The 16,771-nt window shown below is 46.5% G+C and carries 12 protein-coding genes and 1 CRISPR repeat array (1 of these 13 running past the window's edge); of the genes, 4 read left to right on the forward strand and 8 right to left on the reverse strand.

Annotation, left to right across the window (positions count from 1 at the left end):
• Positions 1-86: direct repeats of the CRISPR family, unit length 28 nt; unit sequence GGATCACCCCCATATGCATGGGGAATAC (it extends 1,469 nt beyond the left edge of the window).
• Positions 87-352: 266 nt separating this feature from the next.
• From EKM73_RS01970 to EKM73_RS01980, 3 genes are all read left to right on the forward strand, one after another.
• Positions 353-1,519 carry a DUF2075 domain-containing protein gene (locus EKM73_RS01970; protein WP_125700309.1) on the forward strand — a complete coding sequence of 389 codons (1,167 nt, stop codon included), beginning with the start codon at positions 353-355 and terminating at the stop codon, positions 1,517-1,519.
• A gap of 263 nt (positions 1,520-1,782) precedes the next feature.
• The gene (locus EKM73_RS01975; protein ID WP_125700310.1) at positions 1,783-3,120 is read left to right on the forward strand and encodes a gluconate:H+ symporter; all 1,338 of its coding nucleotides are present in this window, start codon (positions 1,783-1,785) and stop codon (positions 3,118-3,120) included.
• Positions 3,121-3,361: 241 nt separating this feature from the next.
• Entirely contained in the window at positions 3,362-3,790 is a 429-nt protein-coding gene (locus tag EKM73_RS01980; RefSeq protein ID WP_125700311.1) for a nuclear transport factor 2 family protein, read from the forward strand.
• 58 nt (positions 3,791-3,848) lie between these two features.
• On the opposite strand, the gene EKM73_RS01985 is transcribed toward EKM73_RS01980, so the two are convergent.
• A complete protein-coding gene (locus EKM73_RS01985) occupies positions 3,849-5,168 on the reverse strand; it encodes a replication-associated recombination protein A (protein ID WP_125700312.1) in 1,320 nt (439 codons plus the stop codon).
• A gap of 313 nt (positions 5,169-5,481) precedes the next feature.
• Between EKM73_RS01985 and EKM73_RS01990 the strand changes: the two genes are divergently transcribed.
• A complete protein-coding gene (locus EKM73_RS01990; protein ID WP_125700313.1) occupies positions 5,482-5,856 on the forward strand; it encodes a hypothetical protein in 375 nt (124 codons plus the stop codon).
• A 54-nt stretch (positions 5,857-5,910) separates the two neighbouring features.
• On the opposite strand, the gene EKM73_RS01995 is transcribed toward EKM73_RS01990, so the two are convergent.
• The 7 genes from EKM73_RS01995 to EKM73_RS02025 all read right to left on the reverse strand — a co-directional run bounded on the left by EKM73_RS01995 (position 5,911) and on the right by EKM73_RS02025 (position 16,731).
• The gene (locus EKM73_RS01995) at positions 5,911-6,597 is read right to left on the reverse strand and encodes a class A sortase (protein ID WP_125700314.1); all 687 of its coding nucleotides are present in this window, start codon (positions 6,595-6,597) and stop codon (positions 5,911-5,913) included.
• Positions 6,598-7,383 (reverse strand): class C sortase, encoded by a 786-nt coding sequence (locus tag EKM73_RS02000; protein ID WP_125700315.1) that lies wholly within the window; start codon positions 7,381-7,383, stop codon positions 6,598-6,600.
• Positions 7,384-7,425: 42 nt separating this feature from the next.
• Positions 7,426-8,916 (reverse strand): SpaA isopeptide-forming pilin-related protein, encoded by a 1,491-nt coding sequence (locus tag EKM73_RS02005; protein ID WP_125700316.1) that lies wholly within the window; start codon positions 8,914-8,916, stop codon positions 7,426-7,428.
• 3 nt (positions 8,917-8,919) lie between these two features.
• The gene (locus EKM73_RS02010; protein ID WP_125700317.1) at positions 8,920-11,868 is read right to left on the reverse strand and encodes a SpaA isopeptide-forming pilin-related protein; all 2,949 of its coding nucleotides are present in this window, start codon (positions 11,866-11,868) and stop codon (positions 8,920-8,922) included.
• Between the two features lie 459 nt (positions 11,869-12,327).
• Positions 12,328-13,638, reverse strand: coding sequence for a DGQHR domain-containing protein (locus EKM73_RS02015; protein ID WP_125700318.1), 1,311 nt, complete (start codon positions 13,636-13,638; stop codon positions 12,328-12,330).
• Between the two features lie 824 nt (positions 13,639-14,462).
• Positions 14,463-14,942 (reverse strand): 23S rRNA (pseudouridine(1915)-N(3))-methyltransferase RlmH, encoded by a 480-nt coding sequence (gene rlmH / locus EKM73_RS02020; RefSeq protein ID WP_020090078.1) that lies wholly within the window; start codon positions 14,940-14,942, stop codon positions 14,463-14,465.
• 535 nt (positions 14,943-15,477) lie between these two features.
• Positions 15,478-16,731 carry a S1C family serine protease gene (locus EKM73_RS02025; RefSeq protein WP_164508825.1) on the reverse strand — a complete coding sequence of 418 codons (1,254 nt, stop codon included), beginning with the start codon at positions 16,729-16,731 and terminating at the stop codon, positions 15,478-15,480.
• Positions 16,732-16,771: the final 40 nt, after the last annotated feature.

A 16,771-nucleotide genomic window follows, 5' to 3' on the forward strand; every position in this document is an offset into this window, starting at 1 on the left:
TCACCCCCATATGCATGGGGAATACTCGGCCATAGGTTTCGCCGCTGCTCCCTTTTCGGGATCACCCCCATATGCATGGGGAATACACTAAAGAAATCCCGTCACACCGGCCTTTGAAAATCACCAAAGTCTCGTTTTCAATCAACTTGCTTCTTAAGCATACATCAGCGCTACCCCCGCCACAATAAAATAATCCCGCATTCTCACAGGTATCTAGCCAGTCAATCTCAAATCATAATTTCCAAGAATATCCAGCGACTCCCACTTAAACTGCTATAATAACAATAGCTTTTTCCGCGGGCATCGACATTAGTGCTCGTGCGAAACCAATTAATGCATAAGGAGTTCCAGAATGAATAAAATTCTAAAAGCACAATTCTTCGTCGATGATCTTTCAGACGATCAAAAGACGGTAATCACAAATATTAACGGCTACATTAAACAGGGTCTCACCGGCGATACTTCCTCGGTTGCCATCATTCAAGGCGCCGCCGGAACCGGCAAGTCTGTTGTTCTGATGGAACTCGTACGTCAGTACATGACTGACAGCCGCTACAAGACGTCACTGGTGGTCAATCATCCCGAGTTGTATAAAGCTTACCAAGACCTCGCGGAATCCATTCCCAACATGAAGGTCAAGTCAATTCGCCGACCAACCTCACTGATCAACTATGCGCAAAAGAATCATAAAAAATACGATATCATTTTCGTCGATGAAGCCCACTTACTCTACTCCAAGTCAGAACCCTACGCGCACTACCGCGGGCAGAACCAACTCACTGACTTGATGAACTTGGCCAAGGTCGTCGTTGTCGTCTATGACTTCGACCAAGTCTTCCAGTCCAAGATGTACTGGGACAAGGACCTCCTCTTCAAGACAATTGGTTCTCATCCCTACAAAATGTTTGATATGAATTTCCAATACCGGATGGTTGCCAGCGACGAACAAGTTGCCTGGATGGACGACCTAACCGCGCAAAAACCACTGAAGGCTTTCCCAGAAAACAGTGACTTCAAGTTTAAAATGTTTGATACCGCTGGCGAGCTCTTCGAAAATATCAAGAAGCGCAATAAGGAGGTCGGTATGAGCCGGGTCGTCGCGACCTCTGGCTTCCCACGGATCGATGGCCGGCACAACGTTGAAATGGATACGTTCAACTTGCCTTGGGACGAATGGGACCCACAGCGAACACACTGGGCCAAGCGTGAAGGTTCCATCACCCAAGTTGGGACGATCTACACCCTTCAAGGCTTTGACCTGAACTACGTCGGCATGATTATCGGTCCTTCATTCGGCTACGACAAAGCCACCGACACGATGACTATCATCCCCGAGAAGTACTCCCACAAGGAAATCTTCAAGAAGCGTAAGGATATGAAATTCACCCAGGATGAATACAAGACGTTCATCGCCAACGTCCTGAATGTCCTGATGAAGCGTGGGAAGTACGGCCTGTACCTAACCGCTTACGATGATGCTTTACGGCAACGCTTGATGGAACTCGAAAGCGAAAAGTAATGGTTTTAAAATATACTGCTGATAATCAAACATTGTTGATTACCAGTAGTATATTTTTTATAAATAAAAATAATAGTCAACAAAATTAGCAATACTTTGTCTATTTATCTGATATATCAGTTTATTGGGCATTTTTACTTATATTGTATAATTATTTTGAATATATGCATATTTTTTCACTTTGTTGTACTTGATGGCTTCAAGTGGTAAAATGTATGCGCTTACTAACATATCTGTTTAGCTTATTTTTAGGAGGGATTTACTTGGCAGCTGACTTACTCGCCCTTTTTTGGGTGCTTATCGGAATTTTACTTTTAGTTTTCCTAATCGTTAAAACAAAAGTACATAACATCATTGCCTTACTAATTTCAGGGTTATTCATCGCCTTTGCCGAAGGATTACCTATGGTCAAAATTGCAACGACCATTGAAACTGGTATCGGCAGTGTCATGTCATCTTTACTACTGATTGTTATTTTCGGGGCAATCATTGGTAAAATGATGACAGAATCAGGTGCCTCACAGCAAATTGCGGATACCATTGTCAAAGCAATGGGGCCTAAATTGTTGCCTTACGCGCTACTACTTATCGGGACAATCTTTGGGATGTCAATGTTCTACGAAGTGGCCTTTCTGATCACGATGCCGCTGGTTATTAACATCGCTAAAGAAGCTAAGGTTCCCTATATGAAGTTGGTTATTCCAACCATTGCTGGTGCCACCATGGGACATAGTATCTTTCCTCCCCAACCCGGTCCAATGGCCCTGGTCACCGCATTTCATGCCGATATTGCCCAAGTCTATATGTTAGGGTTTATCGTCATTGTGCCAACCATCATTTGCTCCGGTGTTCTCATCCAGCACTTCATCCCAGGGTTGGCGGACATGCCACTCGGTAATGTGATGAAGCCAGCACCTAAGCGAGCTGCAACGGATATTCCCAGCTTTAGAACCAGTATCATCATTCCATTATTACCTGCTATTATCATTATCTGTGCGTCACTGGCCAAAACATTGTCAGCTACCAGCAGCTGGGTATTTAAATTTGCCAGTTTCATTGGTAGTGCTGAAATTAGCATGCTCATCACGGTTATCGTCGCCATGCTCCTCTTTGGCTACCGCAGAGGCATGTCTGGTAAACAGATTTCAGATCACATGACCAGCGCCATTGCCGGTATCTCAAACGTTCTGATGGTCATTGCCGCCGGTGGTGTGATGAAGGAAGTCATCATTGATAGTGGTATTGGGAGTAAAATTGTCGATTTGGTGGGTCATACCAATATCTCCCCACTGATTCTTGCCTGGGTCATCACCGTCCTCATCCGACTCATGACGGGGCAAGGGGCCGTTTCTGCGATCACCGCTGCTGGTATTGTGGCACCGATGGTTGTCGCCTTTCACGTTAATCCTGCTTTGATGATGTTAGCTTGTGCCTGCGGGAGTAACACAACGACTTTGATGTATGACGGTGGTTTCTTACTCTACCAACAATCATTCGGTATCTCCTTAAAGGACACCTTCAAGACTTGGGGGCTGCTGGAATTCGTAAATTCCTTTGTCGGCCTGCTGATGGTACTCTTGATTAGCGTGTTTGTTCATTAATTATTATCTAAATTTTCAGCTTTTTAATTTCAAAGCAACCGCGGATACCACCTAGAATGTAGGTGTCTCTGCGGTTGCTTTATTTTTACGCTGACTTAATAGGCAGAGCGACTCACAAGCTCTGGCACCCTACCTCCAAGCCAATGTTTCACATGAAACATTCGTCTCAACTTCTCCTTGACTGTAACGCAACGGCACAGCTTACACTGGTGATACAGACATTTACCAAAGGAGAAAACTAATGACAACTCAAAATACTCCATTAACCGACAAGATTATTGCTTTAGAAAACGGCGCACTGGACAAGTGGTTCAAAGGTGATACCTCTGGCTACCTCACCATTTGGTCCCAGAAGAGCTTTTCATACTTCGACAGTTTCAAACCAGAACGGATTGAAACCTACGCCGAGATCAAAGACTTTGTTCTCGCTAACGTTGAAGGCAAGCTCTTCGCCGACTCCTATGATTTCGTCTCACCCCGGGTCCAGGCCAGTGATGACATGGCGATTTTAACCTACCAACTGTTCGCGAAAACCTCTCTGAATGACATGCGCTACAACTGTATTGAAGTCTACCAACGAGAGGGTGCTGACTGGAAGGTCGTCCACTCAACCTGGTCCGTCATTCGGCCAATGGATATGAACTTTGACCGTAGCAAGCCGCTCGTTTAAATCAGCGATCGTTTCAATAAAAAAGGTGTCCTCATCGTTGAGAGCACCTTTCATCTATCTAGCCATTCTGTTCGTGCCACGCCTTGATCTGCGCTAACCGGTCCTTGAACCGCCGCTCGTTACCTTCACTAGTCGGCAGGTAATACTCATGCCCCGCGACAGATGGCGGCATCGTCTTCATCGTCGTCAGTTTATCCTTGGCATAGTGCGCCAGCTCATAGCCTTTGCCATACCCCAAGTCCTTCATTAACTTCGTCGGGGCATTCCGAATCTGCAGTGGCACCGGATCATTCGCCGTCTGCTTCACATCCTTAGCCGCGGCCAACCGCGCCTTGTAAATGGCATTGGACTTCGGTGCCAGCGACAGATACGTCACCGCCTCGACCAGGTGGACGTCACACTCGGGCATCCCAATAAATTGGCAGGCTTGAAAGACGTTAATCGCCACGTTAAGGGCATTCGTATCCGCCAAGCCAATGTCTTCACTCGCAAATCTGACGAGTCGTCTGGCAATGTACAGTGGGTCTTCGCCGCCCTCCAACATTCGTGAGAGCCAGTAAATGGCCGCATCCGTATCGCTATTCCGCATGGATTTATGCAGCACGGAGATGATGTTATAATGCTCCTCACCGGTCTTGTCGTACAGCACAAACTTCTTCGCAATCAGCTGGCTGAGATCGGCCATGTTGACCGTCGTGGCGTCATCCGTCTTGTTCCCATTTAGAATCGCCATCTCCAGCGTATTCAACGCCGTCCGAGCATCCCCATCGGCAAAGTTGGCGATGGCTTGAATCTCATCCTGACCAATTTTGATGGCCTGTTTACCAAAGCCACCTGGGTTACTCAGCGCATTCTCCAACAGGGTAACGATGTCGTCCTGCTTCAGGGCTTTCAGCACAAACACCTTGCATCGCGACAGCAAGGCCGAGTTGATTTCAAACGAGGGATTCTCGGTCGTCGCCCCGATTAAAATAATGCTGCCCCGTTCAACGTAGGGGAGAAACGCATCCTGCTGGGCCTTGTTGAACCGGTGAATTTCGTCGACGAACACCATCGTTTGCTGCCCAATCTCGCGGTCCAACTCCGCTTGCTTCATAATTTTCTTGATTTTACTAATACTGCTATCCACCGCGCTAAAACTCAAAAAACTTGACTGCGTTTTCCGCGCAATGATCTCGGCCAAGGTCGTCTTCCCCACACCCGGTGGGCCCCAGAAAATCATCGACGAGACCTGATCATTTTCGATAATTTCACGAAGAATCTTGCCAGTTCCGAGCAAGTGCTGCTGCCCGACAAACTGATCCAAGCCCTTAGGCCGAACCCGACTGGCTAACGGCGTGTTCTGCGGTTGATTTGAGAAAAGTGATTCTTGTTTCATACAGTTGCCACCCCACCTTTAGACTGAAAGTAACCTACATGCTGTGATCCATCATAAGCTATGACGTTACGTTACAGTCAATGAATGTCTCCCGAGATTCAAAAGTTATAAGCTGTACAAATCTGCTCTTAGTGGCTCTCAAACTTTTTCGTCATGACGTTAATCCATTATTTCTTCAAATACACCAGTCTTCCAACAAATCAGGTCATTTACAAGGAAAAGTCCCCGCCCTTATGCACTTGAATTGTCCACCGGAAATTTATACACTTACCCTGTTGAGTCACATGAATCACGACGTTTAGGGGGTATCATGATGAAAATGAAAAAAGTTCTAGGTCTCTTTCTGGCACTCGTCACGGTTGCCGTTATATTCACGGTTCCTGCTTCATTTACCAGCAACCAAAGCAACACAGCCTACGCATCACGTAAGGCTATCTCTTTAAAAGAAGGGAAAAAATTGCTAAAGAAGGCCGGCTACGGCAGCGAACTGGGTTATGCTTCGATTTCTTCTATGACTAAGAAAAAAACGGTCATCAAAACTTATCCTGGCGCTAAGGGAAAAGATATCTTTACGTTAAAACCTAAGGGAAAGCATGTTAAGATTCACGCCACGTTCGGTAGTCTCGACGGCGGACATTTCACGAAAATCAATGTCGGTCTGCCACACAGCAGAACCGTCAAAAGATAACCAAAAACTGGGCAACGCATCCCGCGTTACCCAGTTTTTTATTGATAGTAATTCTTACACCTGTGCCCGCGCCACCGAATGCAACTCCCCGCGGATCACCAGTCGCTTCGGCTCGCCTCGTTTCGCGGAGTTACAAGTCACCAGGGTCACCAGCTTCTTGCCGGGAACATCGTCGATGACCTCGACCTCGTGACGATCGACCACCTGGACGCGGGTGACCTTATACCGATACACCTGTTGCTTATCCGTCAGGTACACGCTGTCTCCCTTGTGGACGCCTTTCAGCGGCGAGAATAGGAGACGCTTAGCGACCATGTAATGCCCCGCCAGTGCGTAGTTACCCTGGCCCATCTGCTGGTCCGCCTTGAGCGTCCCCGCCCCGCGAACCAGCACGGCATTACTGACACCAACGCCAATCGGTAAGTCCAGTCCCACCGCTGGAACCCGTAGCTGACCAACCGCACCGTAGTTACTGGTCCCGGTCAGCTCCCGTAGGCTATAACTGCCGACCGTGAGTGGATTCAGTTGAGACGTCTTCGCGTAGTTGAAGGGGGCCGTTTCGCCTTGTGATTCGCGTTTGACCCGCTTGACACTCTCAATCGTCATCTCCCGTGTTGCCGTCTTGCCCAGCTCGGTCACCGAAAAGCTTTGCGTCAGTCCCAAGAGGATCAGCCCCGCACCGACGAGAAACATCAGCAGCAACCAGAGGGAACTTTTTTTGTGTCGTTTACGTTTCGCCATTTAGCTCGCCTCCTTTGCGCGTCTGTAACGTCGGTAGCCCAGCCATATCCCGGCTATCAGTGCCAGAATCGCTAGTCCCAGCACCACCGTCTTGTATCGATTCCAGACGAACTTTCCCGGAGGAATCGTCTCGGTTTCGTTGGGAATCCGCTTGCCAGTGACCAGAAGCCGGTGGGTGTTGATCATATACGGCGTGCAGGTCATCAGTGTTACCTGGTTTCTCGTTGCCGACCGGTTGATGGGTTGCCGCGTGTCCGCCTTCACCGTCCGAATCGCAGTGACTTCATAAGTCATCAAGCCATAAGCGTTCTTCAGGTAGAAACGGTCACCACGATCCACCCGCCAAAGGTCGGTGAACAGTTGCGCTCCGGGTAACCCGCCGTGGGCCGTGATCAAGCTGTGCTGGTTGTGTTTCCCCTGCGGAATATCCGTCCCGTTGACCAACCCTGCATATTTCTGAAGGACCTGTTCATTGGTGCCGGCAAACACAGGTAGCTCTACGTCAATCTTGGGAATCGCCACGAGCGCCAGAGGTTCCGTTTCGATGAACTTCTTTTCATTCTTTTTAAACGGGTCCTTGACCGTGGCTGTCTGCTTATCCGTTTCCTGCTTCTGCAGCGAGCGTTGCAGCGTCTTGAGTTGCCTCGCACTCGCCGTTTGTAACTGGTTTTTATACGAAGCGAGGACCCCCTGCTGCTGCCAGCGAGCCACTACGTTACTCGCGGCTGGGTAGCCGATCAGGCCCAAGCCTAAGCAGAATAGTAGGATCGCTAGCCATTTGCGCATGTGGGGGTCCCCCTTCTCTAATTGTCTAAGTGTCGATTAAGCTTACGCTGCCTTGCGTTGCCGGTAGTACAGGTAACCCGCGCCACCCATCAGGAGACTCCCGATGAGGAGGAACAACCAGATACCCATCCCCCCAGTAATTGGAAGAGCGTAGCGTTCATTTTCGATGGTCTTAGTCTCAATGTCTGTGGCCTTATCATTGGTGATGTCAAACTCGATAACATCCTTCACGAGGGCATAGCCGGCCGGCGCTTGCGTTTCAACTAGGTTGTACTGCGTTACCCCTCTGACCTTCTCGTCGTACACGTACGGGAGGCCGGTGAAACCGAAAGTGCCATCAGCTGCGGACGTTAATTCCGTGGCTTTTGCTTTACTCTTGACCCACTTTACAAACTGATTATCCTTGAAGACTGCCCAGTGAGTCCCTCTTTTGCTGAGGCTTTGAACTTTAAACTTCGCCCCAACCAAGCCTTTTTCTGAGTTGGCATCGACCTTCTTGAACTGAGCGCCACCAAGGATCAGGTGATTCACGATGCCAATCCGTGGGCCGTCGACTGTGAAAAATTTTTCGTCTGGCCGTGCGCTGACTACTTTAACGTTACCGGCCTTATCGACGGTAAACGTTAGGGAGATCTTGATGTCTCTGCCCTCTGGTTGTTCATACCAAGGATACTTTTCAACGGAGTGTTCCGTTAACACGTATTGGGTGTTAACAGTCAAGCCGCCAAATTCAATATCGCCATTTTCATCAGTGGTCAGCGTTTCAAGAACTTCCTTATTCCCTTTCTGTCGTAGCTCGAAGACCACGCCCTCTAACGCAATATGCTTGCCACTAGTCGGTGCCGTGGGGTCAATCCCAACCTTGTGAATCGCCGGGTCGACGTCGCGGGCAACGATGTTCTTAGGATATAGGTGAATCGTATCCTTGTCGCTCAGGGGCAACCCGATAATCATCGGAGCCGCGATTCCCGTTAAGTGATGAGCAGGCGCTCTGGTCTCCATGATCAGGTAGAAGCCGTTGTTTGGAAGGTTCTCAAACGTTAGGATGCCATCGGAACCTTTTAATACCGCGGTCTTAACCGGCGCTAGTCCTTTATCTGTCACAAACTTCCTTTGAGCGGCAATCAATTCTTGGGGATCAGTCTTGCCAGCGGTAATCGCTGCAAGCAACTCATCGCGTTTATCTTCAAATTGCTTGCTCGTCATTTGAATCTTGTCTCCATTTTCATCCTCGAAAAATTTGGATATATCATAGACGCTAAAGGTTACTTTTCCATATTTTTTAGCGTTGTAGGGGCTCATGCTTTCCGGGATTTCAACTTCATCCCCAGTGTTTTTAATTTCCTCGCGAACTTTATTTTTCGGGTCATCCCCGTTACCAATATTATCCAGTTTATGCAGTTTCATCGTGACCGTTTCTGGCGTTGGGTCAGTTGTTGTCTCGCTGGCAATCGCCGTCATGTGGCTGCCTAGCGTGAGGCCACAGAAGGCGAACGTCGCCAGGGCCAGGTGTCGTAGTTTTCTGAATTTCATGGGTTATCCTCCTCTAGGGTGAGTGCGCCAAATGGCGAGTGCCGATAGGGTGAGTATGAGCCCTAAACTGATGAACCAGATGATTCCTCGGCCCCCAGTAACGGGTAGGCTGTAAGGGTCATTCTTAATCAATTCTGTCTTATCTTGCGTTTTTTTCGAAACGGTAAATTTATGCGTGGTACCAACGACGTAGCCATCTGGAGCTTTGGCTTCAATCAGCTTGTACTTGCCGTATGGCAGGCCCGTCACCTTGATGGGGTCTTTTGTGGACGTCAGCCGAGTCGCTTCTTGATGCGTATCCACGACACCAGTCATCTTGTTAGAATCGTCAAATGTCAGATACTTGCCATCTTTATTACGGATGATAAACTCGGCACCCGCAAGCGGCTTGTCAGTGGTCCCGTCAATCTTTTTGAACTGGTAGCCACCCCGCTTAACCTTGTTCGTTACGGTGATGACTTGGCTGTTCTGACCGCCGGAGATGACAACTTGAGCTGAGTTACCAGAGATCTCCCAACGGTTGCTATCCTTGTTATAGGTTAAAGTGAATTCTTGCGGTGAGACATAACCTTTGGGAACTTCTTCAGTAATCGTGTAAGTCTTCTTCGGGTTCAGTTTGCGTAGAACGAGTTCACCATTGTTATCAGTTTCAACTTGGGTAGTTTTCCCACCGCTAGACTTAACGTTGAAGATAACTTTCTCGAGTTCTTCAGTTTGCGCAGGGTCCCACGGGAGGTCACCCAGCTTCTTTAGCGTTATGCCTCGGTGGAAACGGGTCACAACTTTGTTTGTTTCCTTTTTCCAGATATATTTCCCCCCGGAATTAAACTCAACTCGGGCTCGGTTCTTAAAGGTACCTACAAAGTCAGCACTAAACGTTACACGCATTTGAAAGGCGAATGGGTCTCCGTTGAAATCCAACATTCCAATTTCATCGCTGGATAATTCGTACCTTACGTTCTGGCCTTTAACAGTGAGCGTGCCGCGCTCAAACGTAATAATCTCAGGCTTCTCAGCCTCGGGATTTTTTACTTTCTCATACACAAGTTGCTCACCATTCGTGTTGTATAAAACAAAATCTTCTGGTTTTTCCGGATCGATTGACGCACCATTTGGTAATCTATCCGTCAAGATAATCTTATTGGGCTTAGTAACGGACTCGTTTGGAATACTGTAAGTTGGCTGATAAACCGTGTAGTAGAAACTGTTTAGGTCATTCTCGTCACGGTTGATTGTTGCGCCATCTAAGTCGTTGTACTTAGGATCAAAGACTGGATTTGTGTGGACCGTTTTGGTAGGCTTATCAGGCTCAAGCGGAACAATGGACCCCGTAGAGAATGACTGCCAAGTGAAGCCCAGTTCACTTCTCAACATATACTGTTGAACGACTCCAGTCAGCGGGAAGGAAACTGCACCTTTTTCATAGTCAGCTGCACCGAGGAAGTCCCCCCAATCGCCCGGCCAGTCTTCAGCGTCTCTCACAACCCCTCTACCAAAGCCTTCATACCATTTATTATCTGCGTGGGCCTTAACGAATGAGCCCTCAGACAATTTTGCTGGTAAGCTCAATCGTGTACCGGCCCATTCATGTTGCTCGTCTGTATTACCATTTAGCGAACCAAACGTGAAGTAGGCACTGTGGTCCTCCTCACTAACAAATTCAGGAAATTCAAGTGCTCTGGTTCCATCTTCGTTCGTAAACGTGATATCGATATTGAGTTCTTCGATGCCGTTGTAGACGATACCTGAGTAGAAGTTACTGGAGAAATCGATGAAAGGTTCCTGCAGTCTTTTCGGCGTTTTACCCTTATCACGGTACGTCATATTTGAAATTTTGACGATAGCGCCCATCTTTTTATCTGGCTTCTCTGCCTGATTAGAATCGGTATATGCCCCTACCTCTGGGTAGTACACAACGATTTCTTGGTTTTTAAGATCTGGATTTCCTGGGAGGGCTACCGCATGCGACAGTGCATTGCTTTTTTGCTGGTAGGAAACGTAGTAGAATTTTCTAAAATTATCCCCTACATAGAATCCAGCAACATTTTTCCCATCTTCTTCCGATGTCTTGTCAACAACCTCAACACCCTCTTGACCTATAAGATTTCCACCAATGTCCATCTTTTCTGACCAGCTTCCGATTTGAACCTGGCCCTGATGAACCTTAATATTCTCACCAGTCAGTCGTGTTGCTGGATCCTCCGTTGGTGTCGAAAGGGTCGTCTTTGTCAGGGAAGACTTTTTGGCGTCACTCGTTTTCGTAACTTCCTCAGTTGCTTTTGTATCTTCCGTAGTATCTTCCTTGGGCGTCGTTTTCTCAGCAACCTTCTTAGTCGTGTTGTTATCGTTGTTAGGCGTTACCGTTTTCTGCGACTTCTTTTGTTTTGTCTTTTGCGAGTCTTTCTTTTTGGTAGAAGTATCTTTATCCTTGTCTTCCACTACCGTTTCTTCAGCAGCTTCGTCATCCGCGTCGCTGTCCTCAGCCTTAACTTTAATTTCATGAATCCCTTCAACATCTACTGGCGTGTCACCAAGCTTTAGCTTAAGCAGCAATGTTGGGATCAGTAGCGGGTCAGCCAACTTGATAGGCACAGTCAGCTTCACATTCTGTACTTCTTCTTGTTCGTTATTGAGCAAGAGTTGGTGTTCTTCATCAACTTCGGCTGTAATATCCTTGTCCGGGTCTAAGTCAGTAATTTTACCTGGCTTAAACTTAGCGTTGTCTTCATTATCCAACGTCACCACCGTCTCGCCCTCAGGAATCTCAATGGCTAGTTCCAATTGCAGATCCTGAGGTTGGTGACTGGTAATTTCCGTAACAACTCCGCCCGTCTTATCCTGGAGAGTCGCCGTTGAAATACTGGCTTCCCGTTCCTGCGCTTGCGTGCGTAGAAACGATGTCAAACCAACGAAACACGTTATTAGTAAAATTATTCTTAGCCATTTTTTCATGAGGCAATCCTCCATCTTCAAGCGGGTGGCGAGCTGTCTTCTTTTCGAGTAATTTCAGAATAACAGTGAAATGTGAAAAACTTATGAACACCATATGTGTTTTATAATAACATTAACCATGTTGTTGTGTTATATATTGAAGTAATTACACAGACGTCTAAACAGTTAAATGCTTGCGACTGCTATTTCTTCTATAAATATGAAAAGTTAGCTGTTGCTGCAAAACATTAAGATGACTCTCTTGAAATGAAGGCAATCCAACTCAGAGAGTTCACTTCAACAGTTCAAATATTCGGTAACAAGTTTAATTCTAAAATCTAAATCAAATTTAACCATAATAAAATCCCCAAGGTTAGATTTCCATCCAACCTTGGGGACCACTTGACACAGCTTATTTTTTGAAAATCACCTAATGCCTAGGTAAAAATAATTCAAGCCGCTGATATTACGTTGAAGACTTTACAAAATGATCTTTTTCGGATTACTTTCTGTATAATTACTTTCAATATCATCAAAGATATCATTAGCTAGCTGCTTAAATGCCTTTTGAGAATTAGCGTTAGCTGCCACTCCACCAATAATATTATTCGTCTTATTGCTAGACTGCCAATAGGTCTTCATATCAATGATATCACTTGTAATACCAACCCCTGCATACATCTCTAGAAAATTTCTGATCCCTTGAACTGAAAAGTCTGCTTTCGATTGGGCTTTACTATACATAAGATCAAACAATTTTCCGGCTACACTACTTAAAGAAAAAATACCCGGCGTTTTCTGAATCACCCATTTATTTTTATCATCAATACGGTCAGGAAATGCCGATGGCATAATCTCCCTCAAAGCCTCCCAGAAATTACTAATAAATTTCGCTAAGTCATTCCCCATCACTTCTTCAGTTTTTTCTGAGTTTTTTATAGATACATTCTCATCCGAAACTCCGGTAATTTGTTGTAAAATAACTTTACTTGCGCCTCGGCCAGTAATTAATGGTTTAAGAGCTGTCACAAAAGAGGTCGTAGATGCAATGGTACTACTATTCTTTGTTTGCCCAACGGAAATACTCTGAAACCAAACAGAATTTGGGTCATCATTAAGAACCATTGCAGCATTAAGCGCCACTAATTGAGCTCTTTTGGTGGCATTCAAATCAGAATTAACTGAATTCTCACTCATCTCTTTCAATAATTGGAGCGCCAAATCCGTAGCTACTCGTTTAGGAGTACTATTAATTTCATAAAAGCTCTGAATTTCATCAACTCTATTTTTTGTTAACATAATCACATAGGGCAACTCAAAGTCCTCAAGATTCTTAATCTTCAGATCACGAATAGCGTACTCAATGCCTTTAATACGGTGTTGTCCGTCAACTACTCGTAACTTGTAATTGTCTCCCAAGGTAACTCTAACTAGTGGTATTTTTAATTTTCCAAGATTCATCAGCTCAACAGTAGCTTCCTTGCTATCATCAAGATCAGAAATAACAGTGTCTTGTGTCTCGTTCAAATCAATTACGTCTCCATCAAGCTGTAAAGAACTACTCAATGTAATAGATGTAGGTAACCAGAACGAATCTTTTTTAAACTGCCGTCCAATTTTCCGATAATGTGCAGGAATCGGCTTTCTCTGACTCCCCTGTTCATCAATCGGCTTGTTGGGCTCCCAAACATCAATATCATAAACATCTAACATATCTTGAATGCTCATGATCCCAGTAATAATGTAACGATTCCGTTGACGGCCTAAAATTCCATATAAAGTCTTCTTCATAATTATATTCTCCTTTTACCTATATAACGTTCAAGCACAAATTACAAAAAACAAGTAAATCGATAGGATCAAATAACTGATACCAACGAATTCTCATAAATCGTTGGTGATCATCAATCTAATTGGTGACGAACTGTAAGCTTCGTTAGCGCAGTATTTACTGGAATAACATGACTGGCTCGACCATGTACGTGAAGGTTAAAAACCACAGCCGCTTGTCCACGCTAGCTAACCCAATGAGAGTATATTCCTACTTCTATTTTTCACAGAGCATAGCTCACCAAAACGATGTCACCAACATCAACTAGCCAGATAAAGTGAAATCGAGTTTGACGCTCAATTAAAAACAAAATTGTATTCTCTTTTCAATCGTGCTTACCAATGATGGTATCACTCACGAAGTAACAGAACTATTCTTGAGTCTCTACTTTCTTCAGCCAGTCCGTCTTTGATTTTCGACCCAAACATACAAGAGTACTTCTAAACAATACCTGCTCCTCCTTATTCGAATAATCAGTTACACTTCCCACATCCAGACAGTCAGTAAAAAAATAAATTTATTTCTTGGAATTATCTGCCTCCCACTTTTAAGCATCTTAATAGTAGATCCAAAGTTGGCTAAAGTCAAGATCTATTTTAAAGATCATAAAAATGGATCTAACTTTTTTATTCTCTTGAATAGTCTCATACTTTGCTTCCCCCCCCATGGAAAAACTATACTAATCCGCATATTGATTTTTTATCCCCGGCTTAAATTAAACGTTAGATCTATGATATAGCCTCCATAACTACCCACTTAGCGATTAATTCCAAGAAAAACCGCATCACTTATGATATGGAGACCCCTCATTAATCATAAAAGCCCGGTAAACCTGCTCCGTCAGCACCAATCGCATCAACTGGTGCGGCAGCGTGAAGCGGCCAAACGAGATTTGCGTGTTCGCACGCTTCAGGACGGCTGGCGTCAGTCCCAGCGAGCCACCAATGACGAAAGTGATATCTGAGTGGCCGTAGGTGGTCAAGTCCTTGATCTCCTTGGCAAACTCCTCCGATGACCGTTCCTTGCCCAGGATGGCCAGTGCGTAGACGTATTCGCGGTCCTTGATCTTACTCAGGATTCGTTCGCCCTCCGCCGCCATCACCTGGTCCATTTCTGCCTGCGACATGCTTTCTGGGGCCTTTTCATCCGGCACCTCGACGATACTGAATTTGCAGAAACGGGAGAGCCGCTTGGCATACTCCGCGATGCCCTGTTTGAAATACTTTTCCTTTAGTTTACCCACGACGACGAATTTGATGTTCATAATTATCCTCCTATACACAGGTTGTCCACAAAGTTATCCACAGGTGTACAATCTACTTTCCTAGATGTTGGGGGTAAATTGCGTCCCACCTACGACATCTATTTTTTGCTAAAATGTCAATCCTTATTTAGTTATCCACCGCTTTTGCGCAAAACAGACGTTCGGTGTTCTCGCTTACAATCCTTGCTGTATCAGTGTTTGCACGCCATCCACAACGGATAAAGTTTTTCTTTCCACAGTTATCCCCAGTGCCTGTGGATAACTTTTGCACCGCTATCAATGCCGTTCTAGTCCTGTTCATAACTTTTCTACCGGTTGGGGTCGCGTTTGTCCCCCAAGTTATCCACAGATATAATTACCGTTATTTTTGCGGCTGAATTACGTGGGGGCTTCAGGGTTAGTTCGTTCGGCCAGCCAACCGGCGGGTACGTTTTCATCCCACCTCACCCGACCCTAAACTTCGGCTTTTCATTGAATAGTTTATCATACGCAAAAAGCGGCCGCTGGAAAAATCCAACGACCGCTTTCATTTTGACTAACTTTCTGAGTTTTCCGTCGTACTGGTCGTGCTCTTTAACTGTGAACTACTCTCGGTCAACTTGACCTTCGTCGTCTGCTTCTTACCGTTATGATAGTAAGTCATCGAGACGGTATCGTTCAGCTTATACGTGTAGAGGATGTCCCGCAGCGTCGATTGGTCGGAAATCTTGTGACCACCCAACTCCGTGATGACATCATACTTGGACAGGCCGGCCTTCTTCGCTGGTGACCCAGCCGAAGCGCTCATGACCACGACCCCGGCATCCACACTAGATGGCAACTTCAGGACTGACTTCTGTTGCGAGCTGGAAACGTTGGCTAAGTCGACGTAGGTAATCCCCAACGCTGGCCGCACAACCTTACCCTTCTTCACAAGCTGATTGATGATGTTGACCACTTCGTTTGACGGAATGGCAAAGCCCATCCCCTCAACACTCGTGCCTTCAGCGTCACTGGCAATCTTCGATGAGGTAATCCCCACGACTTGCCCACCGACGTTGATCAACGCCCCACCAGAGTTCCCAGGGTTGATCGCAGCATCCGTTTGGATAACCGTGGCGTTCCCAGTCTGGGTTCCAGCAGAGTTCGTCGTCTCAATCGTTCGCTTCTTGGCGGAAATGATTCCTTCCGTCAGCGAGGTCGCGTACTGGCTACCCAGTGGGGACCCGATTGCCAAGGCGGTCTCGCCGACCTTGATCTTATCGGAGTTCCCGAACGAAGCGACCGTCTTCAAGTCGGCACCGTTAACCTTCAGCACGGCCAAATCAGTCACGGAATCCTTCCCGACTAACTTCGCTTGCAGCTGCTTACCCGAGCTGGTCACGACCCGTAACGCTGACGAGCCGGAAACCACGTGATTGTTGGTCACGATGTAAGCCGTATTGCCATCCTTCTTGTAAACGACCCCGGAACCTTCCGAAGCCTCTTCCAATTCGGATTTTGACTTGCTGGAGTTAGAGGACGAACTGTCCCCAAACAACTGCCCCAGCGTGTTACTACTACTATTCTGCTTCTGCAGGTTGACCACGGAGACCATGGCCCCCTTGACCTGGTTAAAGGCCTTGGTGGATTGGCTGGACACGTTGACCGTCACATTGGAGGTCTTCGTGTTGCCATTGGAGTTACTGCTGCTAGGAACAGCCGTATCATTAATACCACTATTATTAATATAAGAAATACCACCGTAAGCCACACCACCGCCAAGTAGTCCGGCGACGGCCGCCGTAACGGCCACCTTGGTTAAAGTGATGCCGCCCCGCCGCTTCCGTGGTTGGGGTTCCGGCGTGGGT

The organism is Levilactobacillus fuyuanensis (genome assembly GCF_003946395.1).
In the GTDB taxonomy this organism is placed as follows: Bacteria; Bacillota; Bacilli; order Lactobacillales; family Lactobacillaceae; genus Levilactobacillus; species Levilactobacillus fuyuanensis.